The 318-nt window shown below is 35.5% G+C and carries 1 protein-coding gene; it reads left to right on the plus strand.

What is annotated here, in order from left to right; genetic code table 11:
* Nucleotides 1-318: IS200/IS605 family transposase (gene tnpA, locus DW743_RS06350; RefSeq protein WP_243004549.1), on the plus strand; the 318-nt coding region annotated here is incomplete at both ends.

A 318-nucleotide genomic window follows, 5' to 3' on the forward strand; every position in this document is an offset into this window, starting at 1 on the left:
AAATACCGAAAGAAGGTATTGTATGGGAGAATACGCAGAGATGTCCGAGAGATAATAGCAACTTTATGCCAGTATAAAAATGTAGAGATAATTGCAGGAGCGGTATGTATAGATCATGTACATTTAAGCGTAGCAATTCCACCAAAACTCAGAGTATCAGATTTTATGAGGTATCTGAAAGGAAAAAGCACATTAATGATTTATGACAGGCATCCTGAGTTGCAAAGTAAATGGGATAAAGCGTTTTGGGCTAGAGGATATTATGTTGAAACGATTGGCAATATAACAGATGAAGCAGTTCAAAAGTATATAAAAGAG

It is taken from the genome of Blautia sp. AM28-27 (assembly GCF_003480905.1).
Taxonomy (GTDB): domain Bacteria; phylum Bacillota; class Clostridia; order Lachnospirales; family Lachnospiraceae; genus Fusicatenibacter; species Fusicatenibacter saccharivorans.